The 16,788-nt window shown below is 64.6% G+C and carries 17 protein-coding genes; 2 read left to right on the top strand and 15 right to left on the bottom strand.

Going from position 1 to position 16,788, the window contains the following annotated elements:
* Positions 1-32: 32 nt before the first annotated feature.
* The 14 genes from hflX to HFL01S_RS08815 form a co-directional block, all read right to left on the bottom strand.
* Positions 33-1,211: a GTPase HflX gene (gene hflX / locus HFL01S_RS08750; protein ID WP_500778579.1), complete on the bottom strand. Its 1,179-nt coding sequence runs from the start codon at positions 1,209-1,211 to the stop codon at positions 33-35.
* Entirely contained in the window at positions 1,208-1,459 is a 252-nt protein-coding gene (gene hfq / locus HFL01S_RS08755; protein WP_066154195.1) for an RNA chaperone Hfq, read from the bottom strand. The genes hflX and hfq overlap by 4 nt, the downstream gene beginning before the upstream one ends.
* A gap of 86 nt (positions 1,460-1,545) precedes the next feature.
* On the bottom strand, positions 1,546-2,880 hold the full coding sequence (gene der, locus HFL01S_RS08760) for a ribosome biogenesis GTPase Der (protein WP_066257490.1): 1,335 nt from the start codon (positions 2,878-2,880) through the stop codon (positions 1,546-1,548).
* A 45-nt stretch (positions 2,881-2,925) separates the two neighbouring features.
* Positions 2,926-4,035: an outer membrane protein assembly factor BamB gene (bamB, locus tag HFL01S_RS08765; RefSeq protein WP_066257492.1), complete on the bottom strand. Its 1,110-nt coding sequence runs from the start codon at positions 4,033-4,035 to the stop codon at positions 2,926-2,928.
* A gap of 29 nt (positions 4,036-4,064) precedes the next feature.
* Positions 4,065-4,736 (bottom strand): YfgM family protein, encoded by a 672-nt coding sequence (locus HFL01S_RS08770; RefSeq protein WP_066257493.1) that lies wholly within the window; start codon positions 4,734-4,736, stop codon positions 4,065-4,067.
* Positions 4,737-4,796: 60 nt separating this feature from the next.
* On the bottom strand, positions 4,797-6,092 hold the full coding sequence (gene hisS / locus HFL01S_RS08775; protein WP_066257494.1) for a histidine--tRNA ligase: 1,296 nt from the start codon (positions 6,090-6,092) through the stop codon (positions 4,797-4,799).
* A gap of 42 nt (positions 6,093-6,134) precedes the next feature.
* Positions 6,135-7,427, bottom strand: a complete 1,293-nt coding sequence (gene ispG / locus HFL01S_RS08780; RefSeq protein WP_084383171.1) for a flavodoxin-dependent (E)-4-hydroxy-3-methylbut-2-enyl-diphosphate synthase — start codon at positions 7,425-7,427, stop codon at positions 6,135-6,137.
* Positions 7,428-7,429: 2 nt separating this feature from the next.
* The gene (locus HFL01S_RS08785) at positions 7,430-8,308 is read right to left on the bottom strand and encodes a RodZ domain-containing protein (RefSeq protein ID WP_066257497.1); all 879 of its coding nucleotides are present in this window, start codon (positions 8,306-8,308) and stop codon (positions 7,430-7,432) included.
* A gap of 7 nt (positions 8,309-8,315) precedes the next feature.
* Complete coding sequence (gene pilW, locus HFL01S_RS08790) at positions 8,316-9,203, bottom strand: type IV pilus biogenesis/stability protein PilW (protein ID WP_066257499.1); 888 nt, start codon at positions 9,201-9,203, stop codon at positions 8,316-8,318.
* Positions 9,204-9,208: 5 nt separating this feature from the next.
* The gene (gene rlmN / locus HFL01S_RS08795; RefSeq protein ID WP_066257732.1) at positions 9,209-10,336 is read right to left on the bottom strand and encodes a dual-specificity RNA methyltransferase RlmN; all 1,128 of its coding nucleotides are present in this window, start codon (positions 10,334-10,336) and stop codon (positions 9,209-9,211) included.
* Positions 10,337-10,357: 21 nt separating this feature from the next.
* Positions 10,358-10,783: a nucleoside-diphosphate kinase gene (gene ndk / locus HFL01S_RS08800; protein ID WP_066257501.1), complete on the bottom strand. Its 426-nt coding sequence runs from the start codon at positions 10,781-10,783 to the stop codon at positions 10,358-10,360.
* Positions 10,784-10,897: 114 nt separating this feature from the next.
* Positions 10,898-12,175, bottom strand: coding sequence for a pseudouridine synthase (locus HFL01S_RS08805; RefSeq protein WP_084383173.1), 1,278 nt, complete (start codon positions 12,173-12,175; stop codon positions 10,898-10,900).
* Entirely contained in the window at positions 12,144-12,800 is a 657-nt protein-coding gene (gene scpB / locus HFL01S_RS08810) for an SMC-Scp complex subunit ScpB (protein WP_084383174.1), read from the bottom strand. Before scpB ends, HFL01S_RS08805 begins: the two co-directional genes overlap by 32 nt.
* Positions 12,801-12,943: 143 nt before the next feature.
* Positions 12,944-13,924 carry an RluA family pseudouridine synthase gene (locus tag HFL01S_RS08815; RefSeq protein ID WP_245644764.1) on the bottom strand — a complete coding sequence of 327 codons (981 nt, stop codon included), beginning with the start codon at positions 13,922-13,924 and terminating at the stop codon, positions 12,944-12,946.
* 77 nt (positions 13,925-14,001) lie between these two features.
* Between HFL01S_RS08815 and HFL01S_RS08820 the strand changes: the two genes are divergently transcribed.
* Positions 14,002-14,805 (top strand): outer membrane protein assembly factor BamD, encoded by an 804-nt coding sequence (locus tag HFL01S_RS08820; RefSeq protein ID WP_066257738.1) that lies wholly within the window; start codon positions 14,002-14,004, stop codon positions 14,803-14,805.
* Between the two features lie 90 nt (positions 14,806-14,895).
* Positions 14,896-15,654: a PP2C family protein-serine/threonine phosphatase gene (locus HFL01S_RS08825; RefSeq protein WP_066257503.1), complete on the top strand. Its 759-nt coding sequence runs from the start codon at positions 14,896-14,898 to the stop codon at positions 15,652-15,654.
* Between the two features lie 36 nt (positions 15,655-15,690).
* Here the strand turns inward: HFL01S_RS08825 and zapE are convergent, their stop codons facing one another.
* The gene (gene zapE / locus HFL01S_RS08830; protein WP_066257504.1) at positions 15,691-16,788 is read right to left on the bottom strand and encodes a cell division protein ZapE; all 1,098 of its coding nucleotides are present in this window, start codon (positions 16,786-16,788) and stop codon (positions 15,691-15,693) included.

A 16,788-nucleotide genomic window follows, 5' to 3' on the forward strand; every position in this document is an offset into this window, starting at 1 on the left:
CTTGTTTCGGATCAAAACCACATTGTGCCCAATCAGGGCGCCGGATCATTGGAGGGGGCATCTTCCCCGGATGGCTCACCGTCACCGGCACGCTCCAGCACGATCGACGCCAGCAAGGCCCTCAACTCAGGCAAGCCGGTGCCCGCCAGCGCACTCACGAAGATACGAGGCACGCTGTGGCCATCGAGTTCCATAGTGTCCTGCAGCACACGCGGCGTGTTGGCGGGATCCATGGCATCAAGCTTGTTGAAGACCAGTATCTGTGGCACCTCGCTCGCCCCGATCTCCTGCAGGACGCCCTGCACCGAGGCGATCTGTTCCAAGTGAGATGGGTTGGATGCATCCACCACATGCAGCAACAGATCCGCATCGGCCGCTTCCTGCAGCGTTGCGGCAAAGGCGTCCACCAATCCGTGTGGCAGATCGCGAATGAACCCCACCGTGTCGGATAGCGACACCGACCGTCCCGCTTCACCGAGATACAGCTGCCGGGTGGTTGTGTCCAGTGTGGCGAACAACTGGTCGGCGGCGTAGGCGCGCGCCTTGACAAGCGCATTGAACAGCGAGGACTTGCCAGCGTTGGTGTAGCCCACCAGCGAGATCGCAAACGCGTCGCGCCGCTCCCGCCGACGGCGCTGGGTGGCGCGCTGCTTCTTGACTTTCTCAAGCCGGTCCTTGGTCCGCTTGATGGCGTCGGCAATCATCCGGCGGTCCAGTTCGATCTGCGTTTCACCCGGACCGCCGCGCATGCCAATACCGCCACTCTGGCGCTCCAGGTGGGTCCAGCGCCGGACCAGACGTGTCGAGAGGTACTGGAGACGCGCCAGCTCCACCTGGAGCTTGCCTTCGTGGCTGCGGGCGCGCTGCGCAAAGATTTGAAGGATCAGCAGGGTCCGGTCATTGACTGGCAGACCCAGAGCCCTCTCGAGGTTGCGCTGCTGGGCCGGACTCAGGGCCTGGTCGAACAGAACCTCGCTTGCACCAGTGGCCTGCGCGAGCATCCTGATTTCTTCCGCCTTGCCTGAACCGACGAACAACGCGGGATCGGGCGCCTTGCGCTTGCAGGTGACACGATCAGCCACAGCAAAGCCGGCCGTCTTGGCCAGCAGACCAAGCTCTTCGAGCGAGTGATCAAAATGGGGCAGACCGAAGTCCACCCCCACAAGAACAACCGACGGATGCGCCGGCGCGGTGGTACCCGAGGGGATCAAGAGCCGGACGATTCGTCCGCACCGACGGCGGAGAACTGGACAGGACGACCCGGGACGATGGTGGAGATCGCGTGCTTGTACACCATCTGGGTCACGGTGTTTCGAAGCAAAACGACATACTGGTCGAACGATTCGATCTGGCCCTGCAGCTTGATCCCGTTCACCAGGTAGATGGAGACGGGCACATGCTCCCGACGCAGCTGGTTCAGGAAGGGGTCTTGCAAGAGCTGGCCTTTGTTATTGCTCACGATATGCTCCGTGTTCAAAAATGAAGTGGATAAGGAGCCGCACCATACCACACCGGTGGCGCGGGCAGGAAGACGCCCAAGCGGGCCTATTCCTTGAAGGGATTGTCGGATGTCTTGAATTCGATCCGCAGGGGCGTTCCGACCAGATCGAACGCCTTGCGGAAGCGCCCTTCCAGAAAGCGCTTGTAGGCGTCAGGCACGTGTTCCAGCGAGTTGCCGTGAATCACGATCACAGGCGGATTCATGCCGCCTTGGTGGGCGTAGCGCATTTTGGGCCGGTACATGCCCACCTTCTGAGGCGACTGAAAGGCCACCGCCTCCTGGAGCAGACGGGTCAGCATGGGCGTCGGCATCTTGCGCATGGCCGAAGCCTGAGCCTGCACGATGGACCTCCAGACCGGGCCAAGCCCCTGGCGCTTGCGCGCCGAAATCAGGTGCAGGGAAGCAAACTTGAGAAACGCCAGCCGGGTTTCGATCTGCCGCTCGATCTGCTCACGCTGGTAGCTGTCCACCGCGTCCCATTTGTTGATGGCCAGCACCACCGCACGTCCGCTTTCTAGGATGTAACCGGCGATGTGGGCGTCCTGATCGGTCACTCCCTGCGTCGCATCGAGCAGCAGCAGCACCACATGGGCATTTTCGATGGCCTGCAGGGTCTTGACGACCGAAAACTTCTCGATCGCCTCAAACACCTTGCCCTTGCGGCGCAATCCGGCGGTGTCGATCAGTTCGAACTTCTTGCCGTCGCGCTCGAGCGGCACGGAAATCGCGTCGCGCGTGGTTCCAGGAAGGTCGAAAGCCACCAGACGTTCTTCGCCCAGCCAGACGTTGATCAGGGTCGACTTGCCGACATTGGGCCGCCCAGCCACCGCCAGCCGGATCACGCCCTCCACCGGTTCCGCTGCATCCTCGTCGTCCTCAGAGAACCCTGGAATGGCATCCAAGGCCTTCTCCAGCATTCCTCGCACACCCTGCCCGTGGGCACTCGACACCGGGAGCACTTCCCCCAGCCCGAGCTCGAAGAACTCGGCCAGCTGCACGCCCTGTGTCATGCCTTCCGCCTTGTTCGCCACCAGGATGGTAGGTTTGCCGAGGCGGCGAAGGTACTGGGCGATTTCATGGTCCTGAGCGCTCAGTCCGGCGCGCGCGTCAACCACGAACAGCACCACGTCGGATTCCGCCACCGCCTGGCGGGTCTGCTTGGCCATCTCACGATAGATGCCCTCGCTGGCATCGGGCTCGAAGCCCCCGGTATCGATGACGATGTACTCGCGCTTGCCCAGATGCCCGTTGCCGTAGTGGCGGTCGCGCGTCAGCCCCGCAAAGTCGGCCACGATGGCGTCACGGGTACCGGTCAACCGGTTGAACAGGGTGGATTTGCCCACATTGGGCCGCCCCACCAAGGCTATAACGGGTTTCACGAACAGGTACTTTCGATCAGCTCGCCCTGAGGGCGAAGGGAAAATTTATTGCGAGCGCCAGGCAAACACGCCGCCGTTGCGCGTCTGGACCACCAGAGCAGGACCAGACAGCACCGGCTGGGCAAGCACGGCCGAACCATCGGTGCTGAGACGGGTAAGCTCACTGCCATCCGACGTCGACAGCAGGTGCACCTGGCCGGACTGGTCTCCCACCACCAACAGCCTGCCAAGAACCAACGGGGCCGTCAGATCCCGGAACTTCAACCGATCCAGTTCCCAGCCTTTTTCCCCATTGGTCCGTTGCCACACCAGCACCCGACCGTCCGCTTCGGTCCCGGCGACCCACTGTGCATCACCGTGTATACCCACCACACCCTGTGCGGCCTTGTTCCATACGGAGCGGCCGGTATCGGTGTCCACGCAGGCCACCGCAGAGTTGTACGCGCGCGCGCAGACGCTAGACCCCTGGCGGCTCACAGGTCCGACGAGGTCCACGAGACGCTCAACCTCGTTGGTGCCGCGGGAGTTGGCAACCGGCACGTCCCACCGGGGCGTCCCGTTGTCTGGGTTCAAACCCACCAGTCGACCTGACAGCCCGGCGACCAGGGTGTCTCCGACAGCCAGCAGGACCCCGCCCTGCCGAAGCACCAGAGGCTCGCCTGGTCGGGTCTGCGTCCACAACTTCGCACCGGTGCGGCCATCGAACGCCAGCACACTGCGGTCGGCCGTCAGGACAAACACCCGCTGGCCCGCGACCAGCGGTGACGTGTAGGAAGCTGCGGGAAGCTGCGCCCGCCAGAGCTCCCGCCCCTCCGCCATGGCCACGAGCTGGTGTCCCTGAGTCACCACGGCAGCCACATCTCCATCGCTGCCAGCGCCCGTCGACAACGGCGTGTTGAGATTCATTCTCCAGACGTCCCGACCGGACGTGGCATCGACCACCGCCACCGTACCGGACCCACCCGCCAAGTAGACCCGCCCCTGATGGGCGAAGGGCGCCAGCGTGAGCGCCGATGCACCCACCTGGGTGGACCAGATCAGTTGTGCCGATGCCCGGTTCGCTGGTGGCGGCAGCTCTGCCGGCTTGACCTTGGCCGGCCCAGATGAGCATGCCGCAAGCACCACCAGAGCAGCTGCCGCCGCCAAGCGCTTCATCGTGAGGACAGAACCCCGGGCCACGGGCTTCACTGCGCCACCCCACCTGCCGGAGATGGCACCACGTTCACGCCCAGTGCCGCCAGCTTGACCTGGACCAGCTGCCGATACTCGGTGCGTTCGTTCATGGCGTCCCACGCCTTCTGGTACTGTGCCTTGGCTTCGTCGGCCTTGCCCTGCGCCATCAGCACATCGCCCCGGCGGTCGGCGGCAAGCGCTGCGTAGGGCTCGGGCATCGGCGCTTCCAGCACCTTCAGCGCCTCGTCGTAGGCCTGGGCCTGCAGGTGCACGCCCGCAAGTCGCAAACGGGCCACCGCCTTGTAGGAATCATCGGAGCCACTGTCGGCAACCCAGGACAATGCCGCCTTCGCCGCGTCAGCCTTGCCGGCTTCGAAAAGGCTCTGAGCAGCGAGCATCGCCCCCTGGGCTGCGAAACTGGTTCCGCCGAACTTGTCCTTCATATCAGCGAGCGCACGTTCGATCTTGTCGGCGTCGCGCGCATCGGCGGCGCGTTCAATCTCGTCGTACAGCGTCGCCGCCTTGATCGACTGGCTGCGCTGCCACCAGTTCCAGCCATTCCAGGCAGCGAACCCGCCGAGCACCACGATCAGTGACCAGGTGATCAGATTGCCGTACTGCGCCCAGAAGTGCTTGAGCTGGTCGATCTGTTCCTGCTCTTCAAGGTCTAAATGAGTAGCCATGGCTGTTGTTTGGTTGAAGTCGACGGATTGTAGGTGGTGGGGTGGCAGGCCAGACGCTTGTCAGAACCCGCGCAGTCCCTGCCCCCAGGCGGCCACCGCAGCCAGTGGCTGCAGCTGCTGCCCGCTCTCGGCGGCCCGGTCGCCACGCAGGGGTTTGACCGCCACCATGCCCTGCTCCAGTTCCTGGGCGCCGAACACAAGCGCATAGCGCGCGCCACTCGCGTCGGCCTTCTTGAACTGTGACTTCATACTGCCCATGCCCTCGGCGCCACCGGCGTGCATCGCGACCGACACACCCTGTGCGCGCAGCTGGCGCAGCAGCGGCATCGCGACCGACAGGGCCGCGCCATCCGGAATCACCGCATAGGCATCCGGCGCCACAGGCTCGGGCAACCGGCCCTGCTCCTTGAGCAGTTCCAGGATGCGTTCCATGCCCAGCGCCCAACCGACCGCTGGTGCCGGTTTGCCACCGATCTGCTCGAACAACCCGTCGTAGCGACCGCCAGCACACACCGTGCCCTGCGAGCCGAGCTGGGTGGTCACGAACTCGAACACCGAGAGGTTGTAGTAGTCCATGCCGCGCACCAGGCGCGGGTTGATCCGATAGGCGATGCCCTGGGCATCCAGCAGCGCCCGCAGGCGGTTGAAATGGTCCAGCGACTCGGCGCCGAGAAAAGCCATGAGGTGAGGAGCCCCGTTCACCATGGCCTGCATGGACGGGTTTTTGGTGTCCAGGATGCGCAGCGGATTGCTGTGCAGGCGGCGTCGCGCATCCTCATCCAGCAGGTCGGCATGTTTTTCCAGGTAGCTGATGAGCGCCTGCCGGTGGGCCAGGCGTTCGGCCGGCTGCCCGAGGCTGTTGATCTCCAGCTCGATGCCCTCCAGACCCAGCTCGGCCCACAGGTCGCAGGCCATCACGATCAGCTCCACGTCCACATCGGGCCCGGCAAACCCGAGCGCCTCGGCACCGAACTGGTGGAACTGCCGGTAACGCCCGCGCTGGGGGCGCTCGTGACGGAACATCGGGCCCATGTAATACAGGCGCTTGCCACCGTCATAGAGCATCGAGTGCTCGACCGCGGCGCGTACCACACCTGCCGTGTTTTCCGGGCGCAGGGTCAGCTGCTCGCCATTGAGGCGGTCTTCGAAGGAGTACATCTCCTTCTCGACGATGTCGGTCACTTCCCCCAGCCCCCGGATGAACAGGGCCGTCGGCTCCACAATCGGGGTGCGCACGTTGCGATAGCCGTAGCGGCGCATCAGCGACCGCAGTGTGTCTTCAAGCCACTCCCAGTGCGCGGACACGGGAGGTGCAATGTCGTTCATGCCTTTGACGGCGCTCAGTTTCTCTGCCATGGATCTGCTTCGCAATGTGGGGCGGCACGTGCCGCCGTCGGCTCAGGCTGTGGCGCCGAACCGCTTCTGGATGTAGTTTTCGACGATCTGCTGGAACTCGGTGGCGATGGCCTCGCCGCGCAAGGTCATCGCCTTCTGGCCGTCGATGAACACCGGCGCCGCAGGCGCCTCACCGGTTCCCGGCAGGCTGATGCCGATATCGGCGTGCTTGCTCTCGCCCGGACCGTTGACGATGCAGCCCATCACCGCGACCTTCATGCTTTCCACGCCCGGGTAACGTGCGCGCCATACCGGCATCGAAGCCCGCAGGAAATCGTCGATTTGCTTGGCCAGTTCCTGGAAGGTGGTGCTGGTGGTGCGGCCGCAACCAGGACAGGCAGTGACACTGGGCACGAACGTGCGCAGGCCCAGCGCCTGAAGAATCTCGGAGGCCACCACGACCTCCTGGGTCCGTGCCTCACCGGGCTGCGGAGTGAGCGACACACGGATGGTGTCGCCGATGCCCTGCTGCAGCAGCACCGACAGCGCCGCGGTGGAAGCCACAGTGCCTTTCGCCCCCATGCCCGCCTCGGTCAGACCGAGGTGCAGAACGTGGTCGGTGCGGCGCGCCAGCTCCTGGTAGACCGCGATCAGGTCCTGGACCCCCGACACCTTGCAGGACAGCATGATGTTGGCGGGGCTCAGGCCGATCTCTTCGGCACGGCGCGCGGAGTCCAGGGCAGAGGTGATCAGCGCCTCGTACATGACCTGGCGCGCATCCCAGGGTTCGGCCCGTTGGGCGTTGTCGTCCATCAGCCGAGCCAGCAGGTCCTGGTCCAGGCTGCCCCAGTTGACTCCGATGCGGATCGCCTTGTCGTGGCGAGCGGCAATCTCGACCATCTGTGCGAACTGCCGGTCGCCCTTGTCACCGCGCCCCACGTTGCCCGGATTGATCCGGTACTTGGACAAAGCCTCGGCACAGGCCGGGTGGTCGGTCAGCAGGCGGTGGCCGTTGTAATGAAAGTCACCGATCAGCGGCACATGAATGCCCATCCGGTCCAGCTGTTCCCGGATGTGCGGCACGGCCTGCGCCGCCTCATCGTTGTTCACCGTGATACGCACCAGCTCGGAACCGGCCAGTGCCAGCTCCTTGACCTGAATGGCGGTCCCGATGGCATCGGCGGTGTCGGTGTTGGTCATGGACTGCACGCGCACGGGTGCACCGCCGCCAACGGTTACCTCGTGGTCACCCCACCTCACCACGCCGGGACGGCTGTGCCGCACACGCGGTGCGCTGACGGCGATGGGCTGTGGCTCGGCAGGGCTTACTCGATCAGGAAGGGTTGCTGTGAGCATGGTCATTTCACCTGGAAGCGCGCCACGCTGTTGCGTGCAAGCGGCATCACATCAAAGCTCTGGCCTCGCACCGTCACCTGGACTGCGTCGGCCCGGCCGACCACCACCGAGTACGGCGGTGAAGCGGAAAAGTCCAGCGAATCGCCGGGTTTGAGCATGCGCTGCACCTGGGATACGCCCTTGCCATCCACCACCTCGACCCACGAAGCACCGACAGCCTGGATGCGCAATAGCACCGCGTCAGCGACATCCGCGGGGGCGGCCGCTGCAGCGGGCACCGGCACCGGTGCCGCAGCAGGGTTCGCTCCTGTCGCCGGTTCCGTCGGTGTGACAACAGTCTGCGATCCGTCAGAAGAGGTTTCGGCAGTCGCTGCCGCGGGAGGGGGCAACGATACCTCTGGTCCAGGCTCCACCCGCTCCGAAGCGTCGACCGCTGCAGACGGTGCCGCTTGCCGGAACTGATCGATCGTTGGCCCCCAATCAGGCGCCAGCAACAGACCCGCGGCGGCCAGCACCAGCAGGAGCGACGCCAGCACAGCAGGCCGCCGCAGCCATTCGACAGCGGGGGTGGTCGCTCCCTCCTGGGCAGGTTTGAAGGGTGCGTTGATGGTGTTCGGCGTATCGCCGAGCGCGGGTGTGCGACCGAAAGGAATCTGTTCCAGCACCGGCCCCGGGTCGATCTTCAGATGCCGGCAGGCGCTGGACGCAAGCGCTCTGGCAAATGTCAGATCGGGCAACTCTTCATACCGGCCGGCCTCCAGCGCCTCCAGTTTTTTGACAGGCACCTTGAGCGCTGCCGCCAGCGCGGCAATGTGCAGGCCGGCCGCCTCTCTCGATTGCTGCAGCAGCACCGGCCGCATCCAGGCCACATCCTGGGACATGGACGCCTCACTCATTGAAAGCCCCTCGCTGATAGGACGCCCACTCCTTGGAACGGGGGAAGCGGCGCTGCAGTTGCTGGGCCAGTTGCTCGACCACCTGGACGTTGTTGAGCCTGCGCTCGATCTTGATACCGAGCCAGAGCGTTTCGGAGTTGGCCTGTTCAGAGTTGTTGATGCGACGGATCACAAACTGCGCCTTGGTGAATTCGCCCCTGAGATATTCCAGATTCGCGAGGTTGTATCCCACGAAGGGATTGGCCGGATCGAGTTCGTACGACCGCGCGAAGCTGGCCTCCGCCTCGGCGGCCTGCCCCATGCGCAACTGGCAGGTGCCCTGCATCATCAGGGTCTTGGCCTGGTTGACGTACAGAGGGTTGGACAACGCGCTGCGGAACAGTTGCACGCCCTCGGCGTACCGCTGCCGCTGACAAAGAAACACGCCGTAGTTGTGCATGGCGTCGGCGTCGCGCGGATTGATCTGGAGCGCGCGGCGGAAGCTTTCTTCAGCCGGCGCCTGCTCGTTCAGCCGCATGTACACCAGCCCGCGCAGCGAGTAGGCAGGTCCGAAGCTGGCGTCGGCTGCAAGGGCCTGCTTGATCTGGTCGAGGGCCACCGAGGTCTGCCCCTGCTCGAAGTAACCCGCCGCGAGCTCCAGCCGGAGCCTTGCCCGCTTGCGGCCTTCCGGCTCATCCGATTCGGTGATGGGCTCGGTGCCTGTACCCGCGTTGGTGCTGGCATTGTTGGCTGCGGAAGCGGATGTGGCAGCACAGCCGCCCAGCCACAACATGACCCCCAGCAGCAGGAGCATCCCCAGAGCACGAACCAGCCATACAGACCGACCGACCTGCTGGGTCGGTCCGGGCAGAATTTCTGATCGCGCGCTGAAATCGGTCATGCCTGTCATTCCTTGGCTAGGTGCACAAATCGGATGGGTTGGGCCGAAGCGATCCGCCTGGCGACCTGGGTTCGGTCCATCACGTCTCCAGCCAGCTGGCCGCAGGCCGCATCGATGTCGTCACCACGCGTCTTTCGCACAGTGGTCACGATGCCGGCCTCGCTGAGGATCCTGGCAAACGCCTGCACCACCGGGCGCGGCGAACACTTCAGGCCGGAGTCGGGAAACGGGTTGAAGGGTATCAGGTTGAATTTGCACGGCACACCCCGACCGCCGTGATGCCGCACCAGGTCCAGCAATTGCTCGGCGTGTTCGGGTTGGTCATTGACCCCGTCCAGCATGCAGTACTCGAACGTTATGAAGTCGCGCGGCGCGGCAGGCAGATAGCGCAGGCAGGCGTCCAGCAGTTCGGCAATCGGGTACTTGCGGTTGATGGGCACGAGAACATCGCGTAACTGGTCGTTGGGCGCATGAAGCGACACTGCAAGCGCCACTGGGCAGTCCTTGGCCAGACGGTCGATCATGGGTACCACGCCCGAGGTCGATACCGTAACGCGGCGCCTCGAAAGCCCGTAACCATGGTCGTCCAGCATCACCCTCAACGCAGGCACAAGCGCGCTGTAGTTCTGCAAGGGCTCGCCCATGCCCATCATCACCACGTTGGTGACCACACGCTCGGACGACTTCAGGTGCTGACGCAGGAAGTGCTCGGCATGCCAAAGCTGGGCGAGGATTTCGCCAGTGGTCAGATTGCGGGAAAAGCCCTGATGACCAGTGGAGCAGAAGCGGCAGCCCACGGCACAACCCGCCTGTGAGGACACGCACAGCGTGCCTCGGTCGTCTTCGGGAATGAACACGGTCTCGACGGCATTGCCGTCGCCCACATCGAACAGCCACTTGATGGTGCCGTCGGCCGAGTCCTGCCGCGAGAGCACAGGAAGCCCGGAGATGGAGCAGACCGATGGGAGCTTTTCGCGCAGGCTCTTGGCGAGATCGCTCATCTCGTCAAAACGCGACGCACCCTTCTGGTGAATCCAGCGAAACAGCTGGACGGCGCGGAAGCGCTTTTCGCCCAGCTGTTCGCAAAAGGCGGTCAGGCCCTCGAGATCGAAATCGAGCAGGTTGACCGTCATGATGGCATGGTCAGCCCGCAATCAGCGCGAGTAGACGTTCATGCCGGGGAAGAAGAAGGCCACTTCCACGGCAGCGGTTTCGGGGGCGTCGGAGCCGTGCACGGCGTTGGCGTCGATGCTGTCGGCGAAGTCGGCACGGATGGTGCCGGCGGCGGCCTTCTTGGGGTCGGTGGCGCCCATCAGGTCACGGTTCTTGAGGATGGCGCCTTCGCCTTCCAGGACCTGGATCATCACGGGACCGGAGATCATGAAGCCCACCAGGTCCTTGAAGAAAGGACGCTCCTTGTGCACGGCATAGAACTGCTCGGCTTCGCGCTGCGACAGGTGAGCCATCCGGGCGGCCACAACCTTCAGGCCAGCCGCTTCGAAACGGGCGTAGATCTGGCCGATGACGTTCTTGGCGACGGCGTCGGGCTTGATGATGGAGAGGGTGCGTTCGATGGCCATGATGGTCCTTGGAGCAGGTTATGAAATAGAAATCGTGCGCCTTGCGGCAAAGCCTTTGATTCTACATCGCACCTATGTCAACACACACCCGATGCCCTCAAGAGCGCGCCGGGCTCAACGCCCGCCGGAACGCCCCGGCTTTCGGCCCTTCTGCGGCATTTTGTCGCGCGCCTCATCACGCTCCCTGCGCCGTTGCAGCGAGTCCTGCCCGATGTACCCATACGAGGTTTTCATGGGGTCCGGTTGTCCACCCGCCCCAGCGCCTTTGCCGGGCCCCTTGCCAGGACTCTTTCCAAAGCCCCTGGCACCGGCCCCTCCAGGCTTGCCGTCCTTGGCAAAGGAAGTGCCGGCGCGCGCGCCGCCACCTTTCCCGTCGGGTCGGGGGCCCTGCCCGAAATGCCGGCCACGCCCACCGGTGTTGCGGGCAGAAGCTGGGCCCTCGCCACTTTGCGGCATGCCGGCCGCCGTGGTCAGGCGCTCGATGTCCCGATGGTCCAGTTCGAGCCAGACACCTCGTTTGAGCCCGCGCGGAAGCATCATGGCGCCGTAGCGGATGCGGATCAGGCGGCTGACGGCATGCCCCACCGCCTCGAACATCCGGCGCACCTCGCGGTTGCGCCCCTCGGCGATGGTCACCCGGTACCAGCAATTGGCACCCTCACCCCCACCATCCTCGATGGACGCAAACTGGGCCATCCCGTCGTCGAGCCTCACCCCATCGAGAAGGCGCTGCTTTTCTTCAGAGGACAACGCACCCAGCACGCGCACGGCGTATTCCCGCTGCAATCCAAACCGGGGATGCATCAGCCGGTTGGCCAGCTCACCAGAGTTGGTGAGCAGCAGCAACCCCTCCGTGTTGAGGTCCAGACGTCCCACGGACTGCCACTTGCCGGTCTGCAGCCGCGGCAGACGACGAAACACCGTGGGCCGGTTCTGCGGGTCGTCGTGTGTCACCACTTCGCCAGCGGGTTTGTGATAGGCGAGCACCCGCGGCGGAGGCGGCGCGATGCGAACACGCACCGGCTTGCCATTGACCTTGATGGTGTCCCCGAACTGGATGCGCTGACCAATGTGAGCCGGCTCCCCATTGACGGAGATGCGCCCCTCCAGAATCAGCTGCTCCATCTCCAGCCGCGAGCCCAGCCCCGCCTGCGCCAGCACCTTGTGGAGTTTGGGAGAGTCGGCCTCAGGCTGCAGCACGCGCCTGGAAGGCAGGGGCAGGTCCTGCTCCTGCACGGCGTCAAACGCCCCGCTGACCACATCATCAAAGGCCATGTCGCCTGAAACCGGGGCCGCGGCGGGCCCGGACGCGGGCACAGACCCTGCAGGCGAAGCAGCCTGAGCGTCGTCCGGAGGGGTCTCATTCGGCTGTCGGGGGGGCACCATGTTCATGCTGTTCCTGAAAAAGTTCGGATGTCTGGGATTCAACGGGCTCGCCCGCCGGCTCCGCGGTGCTGCTGCCCAAGGCGTCAAAGTCCAGCCGTCCCAGAGCGGACTCCTGAACCTCGCTGCTGTCCAGCGGCGGCAGCTGATCAAGCGACGACAGGCCAAGGTCGTCCAGAAACTGGCGTGTCGTGGCAAACAGCGCAGGCCGCCCGACGGTTTCCCGATGGCCGATGACCTCGATCCAGCCCCGGTCTTCCAGCTGCTTGAGGATCAGGGAGTTGATGGTCACGCCCCGGATGTCCTCCATGTCGCCTCGCGTCACGGGTTGCCGGTAGGCAATGATCGCCAGCGTCTCCATGGCCGCTCGCGTGTACTTGGGCGGCTTCTCGGGGCGCAACCGGTCCAGGAAAGGTCGCAACTCGGGACGGCTCTGGAAGCGCCAACCAGAAGCGACCTGTACCAACTCCACGCCGCGACCGGTCCATTCGGCCTGCAGGTCCGACAGCAGGGTTTTGAGCGTGTCGGCCGACAGCTCTCCATCGAACAGCACGCCCAGTTCCCTCACGGACAAGGGCTGGGGCGCACAGATCAGGGCCGTCTCGACGACGCGCCGGGCATCCGAAGTGTTCATCGGTGGTGCCTGAATATGAATAGTGGGGGTCCTGACCAAGCCGCAACAGCGGCAGCGGGCGTCGCGCAGGACTGACCGAGTGCTACAGGAATCGGGGATTTGACGCGGCGCTTCAGAGGCCCTGAGGGCTGCTGGAACCGCGTCTACAGATCACCCTCATTGTAACGGAGCCCCGCTGCGTCCAAGGTGGCCCGAAAATCGGCGGGTACCACACCGGAGAAACCCAGCTCGCCACCCGTCACCGGATGAGTTAGACGCAAGCGCGCTGCGTGCAACGCCTGCCGCTGCATGCCCCACGCCACGCGACCACCATACAGCGCATCGCCCACCAGGGGATGACCGAGCCAGGCCATGTGCACCCGGATCTGGTGCGTTCGGCCGGTGTGAAGCTTGCAAGCCACCAGGCACGCCTGATCGACGGTATCCATCACCCTGAAGGTCGTGCGAGCCGGCTTGCCCGCAGTACTGTCTTTGCGCAAAACGGCCATACGCAGGCGATTGGCCGGGTCGCGCCCCACCGGCTGATCGACCTCACAAGACTCGTCTCGCCGCCAACGGCCCTGACCGATGGCCAGGTACTCGCGCTGTACCTCGCGCGCAGCAATCGCCCGCACCAGGCCATCCACTGCACGACGGCTCTTGCCCACAAGCATCAGCCCGGAGGTGTCCTTGTCCAGCCGATGCACGATGCCGGCGCGTGGCAAACTGGCCGCGCCCACGTGATGGGCCAGCAAACCATTGAGCAGCGTGCCGCTCCAGTTGCCGGCGGCTGGATGAACCACCAGTCCCACCGGCTTGCAGATCACCAGCAGGTCCTCGTCCTCGTACACGATGTCCAACGCCATGGGCTGGGCCACAAAGGCCATGGCCTGCTGCGTAGGCCGCAGCTCGACGCGGAGCCGACCGCCCGCCGCCACGCGCGCCGAGGGCTTGGCGGCCAGCCGCCCATTCAGCGACACCGCGCCCTCCACCATCAGTTGCTGGAGGTACGACCTCGAAAGCTCGGGCACCAGGGTGGCCAGCGCCTTGTCGATGCGCCAACCGTGCATGTCTGCAGGCACAGTGAGGTCGCGCACCTCGGTGTCCGCGAGCACATCGGTGGCGTCGATTTCGGCCTCGCTCACACCGGGGCCGTTCACCCCCCCCGTCGATATAATTTCTGCAGCCAATCCGGTGTTCCAGTTGTGAAGGTAAGCGTGTGATTCCTCGTTCGAGATTATCGGTCGTGCCCCTGTGTGCCGTAGCCGCCGCGCTGAGCTTCTCGGGCTGCAGCTCCACTCCCGTGGACCCGACCAAGGACTGGAGCCCCAACAAGATCCACAGCGAGGCGATGGACGAGCGCAACGCGGGCAACTACGAAAAGGCCATCGGCCTGTACGAGAAGCTCGAAGGTCGCGCGGCTGGCACGCCTCTGGCCCAGCAGGCACAGCTTGAAAAGGCCTACACGCAGTACAAGTCTGGCGAGCAGGCCCAGGCACTGGCCACCATCGAGCGCTTTCTGCGCCTGCACCCGGCCAGCCCTGCGCTGGACTATGCGCTCTACCTCAAGGGCTTGGTGACGTTCAACGAAAACCTCGGTCTTCTTGGCTCACTCGTCCAGCAGGACCTCTCTGAACGCGACCAGAAAGCGGCCAAGGAGTCGTTCGAGGCCCTGCGCGAGGTGGCCACCCGGTTCCCCGACTCGCGTTATGCACCGGATGCCCGGGCGCGCATGACCCACATCGTCAACTCGCTGGCGCAGTCGGAAGTGCATGTGGCCCGCTACTACATGAGCCGTGGTGCGTACCTCGCGGCCATCAACCGCGCGCAAACCGCCATCACCGACTACCCCAAGGCGCCCGCCCTGGAAGAAGCCCTGGCCATTCTCGTGAGCAGCTACGACGCGCTCGGAATGACCCAGTTGCGTGACGACGCCAAGCGGGTGCTTCAATCCAGCTTCCCGAACAGCGCCTACCTCGGTCGCACGCAGAGCTCCGGTGGCAAGCCGTGGTGGAAGCTCTGGTGACGCCACACTGCCAGCAGCAGTGGGCTGGAAATTAGTGGTTACCATGCGGACCAGTGTGGGCAGCCCGCCCGCTCCAAAAGACCCTCTCCCATGACCAAAGGCTATCGCATCCATGCGTCAACAGGCATCCATCGGGGTGACCGTGACTACCAGCAGGATCAGGTCTGTCTGCTGCACCATCCCCGCGAAAGCGGTTGCCTGCTGGCGGTGGTGGCGGATGGCATGGGTGGCCGAAGCGGAGGACGAAAAGCGTCGGATCAGGTGATGCTGACCTCGCGCCAGCTGTTCGAGCGCTACGACCCGGACACCGACGACGCCGCTGCCATGCTGCGCCAGGTGGTTGAGGAGTCGCACCTCGTCATCAAGCTCACCGCCGTGTCGGCCGAGCAGGAGCCGCACAGCACGATTGCCGCGTTTCTGCTCACCCCGGGTGGCAGCAGCCACTGGGTGCATGCGGGTGACTCACGGATCTACCACTTCCGCAACGGCAAGATGGTGTTCCGCACCATGGACCACTCCTATGTGCAGTCGCTGGTCAACCAGGGCGAGATCACCGAGGAAGAGGCGCTGGACCACCCGCACTCCAACATCCTGATGGGTTGCCTGGGCACCGACAGCGATCCCCCGGTGGACCTGCATGTGGTGCCGCAACTGGGACCCGGCGACGCGATCATGGCCTGCAGCGACGGCGTGTGGCACTACTTCACGCCCGACGAACTCGCCAGCACGGTGGCCATGCTCTCTCCCCGCGAGGCCTGCGAGTTCCTGATTCAGAAGGCCCGTTCACGGGCCAAGGGCTCTGGTGACAACCTCTCGCTCACCATCGTCAAGCTCGACCCGCTGACCTGATCAGCGCAGCCCCCAGGCAGGGGCGGCACGGACATCTCAGGTCAACCCGGTGTCGACCGTCCGGTGCTCCAGCGCCAGGTATTCGGCCGACTGCATCTCACCCAGGCGCGAAACCGTCCTGGGGAACTCGTGCGCCATCGGGCCATCGGTGTAGAGCTGCTCGGGCCGCACTGCGGCGGACATCACCAGCTTGACGCGGCGGTCGTACAGCACGTCGATCAGCCAGGTGAACCGGCGCGCTTCCGACGCCTGGCGCACCGCCATCTGCGGCACATTGGACAGCAGCAGCGTATGAAACTGCGAGGCGATTTCCAGGTAGTCGTTCTGTGAGCGAGGGCCGCCGCAAAGAGTCTTGAAGTCGAACCAGATCACGCCACCCGCCCGTCGCTTGGAACGGATCTCGCGTGACTCGATGTGCATCACCGGGTCTTCGTCGTGCGCCTCGGCCAGTTCGCCGAATGTCTTGTCCATCGCCGCATCAGCCGCCTCACCCAACGGACAGTGATAGAGCTCGATGTGCGTCAGGGTGCGCTGGCGGTAGTCGGTGCCGTTGTCGACATTGATCACCTCCAGCTTCTGCTTGAGCAGCTCGATGGCCGGCAGGATGCGGTCACGGTGCAGACCGTTGGGATACAACCCGTCCGGGTGGAAGTTGGAGGTGGTGACAAAGCCCACGCCTGCCTTGAACAAGGCGTCCAGCAGGCGGTGCAGGATCATGGCGTCGGTCACGTCCGCCACGTGGAACTCATCGAAGCAGATCAGCTTGTAGCGCTCGGCAATGCGCCGTCCCAGCTCATCCAGCGGGTTGACCGTTCCTTGCAGGTCGCGCAACTCGCGGCGCACTTCCCGCATGAATTCATGGAAGTGCAACCGCGTCTTGCGCCGGATCGGGACTGCGTTGAAGAAGCAGTCCATCAGGAAACTCTTGCCGCGCCCCACCCCGCCGAACATGTAGACCCCGCGCGGGATCTCGGGCTTGACGAACATCTTCTTCAGCGCGTTGGAGCGCTTCTGCTTGTAGTTCGTCCAGTCGACGGCACACCGCTCCAGAGCGTCGACGGCACGCTGCTGGGCGGGATCGGTGGTGTAGCCGCGCTGCTTGAGCTCGGCTTCGTAGGTGGCGCGGACCGACAA

Source organism: Hydrogenophaga flava NBRC 102514, from assembly GCF_001571145.1.
Lineage (GTDB): Bacteria > Pseudomonadota > Gammaproteobacteria > Burkholderiales > Burkholderiaceae_C > Hydrogenophaga > Hydrogenophaga flava.

Excerpts from the sequence above, each read along its gene's own strand:
- bamB (WP_066257492.1), bottom strand. The coding sequence starts at position 4,035 with ATGAAGCGCTTGGCGGCGGCAGCTGCTCTGGTGGTGCTTGCGGCATGC.
- HFL01S_RS08770 (WP_066257493.1), bottom strand. The coding sequence starts at position 4,736 with ATGGCTACTCATTTAGACCTTGAAGAGCAGGAACAGATCGACCAGCTC.
- hisS (WP_066257494.1), bottom strand. The coding sequence starts at position 6,092 with ATGGCAGAGAAACTGAGCGCCGTCAAAGGCATGAACGACATTGCACCT.
- ispG (WP_084383171.1), bottom strand. The coding sequence starts at position 7,427 with ATGCTCACAGCAACCCTTCCTGATCGAGTAAGCCCTGCCGAGCCACAG.
- HFL01S_RS08785 (WP_066257497.1), bottom strand. The coding sequence starts at position 8,308 with ATGTCCCAGGATGTGGCCTGGATGCGGCCGGTGCTGCTGCAGCAATCG.
- pilW (WP_066257499.1), bottom strand. The coding sequence starts at position 9,203 with ATGACCGATTTCAGCGCGCGATCAGAAATTCTGCCCGGACCGACCCAG.
- rlmN (WP_066257732.1), bottom strand. The coding sequence starts at position 10,336 with ATGACGGTCAACCTGCTCGATTTCGATCTCGAGGGCCTGACCGCCTTT.
- ndk (WP_066257501.1), bottom strand. The coding sequence starts at position 10,783 with ATGGCCATCGAACGCACCCTCTCCATCATCAAGCCCGACGCCGTCGCC.
- HFL01S_RS08805 (WP_084383173.1), bottom strand. The coding sequence starts at position 12,175 with ATGAACATGGTGCCCCCCCGACAGCCGAATGAGACCCCTCCGGACGAC.
- scpB (WP_084383174.1), bottom strand. The coding sequence starts at position 12,800 with ATGAACACTTCGGATGCCCGGCGCGTCGTCGAGACGGCCCTGATCTGT.
- HFL01S_RS08825 (WP_066257503.1), top strand. The coding sequence starts at position 14,896 with ATGACCAAAGGCTATCGCATCCATGCGTCAACAGGCATCCATCGGGGT.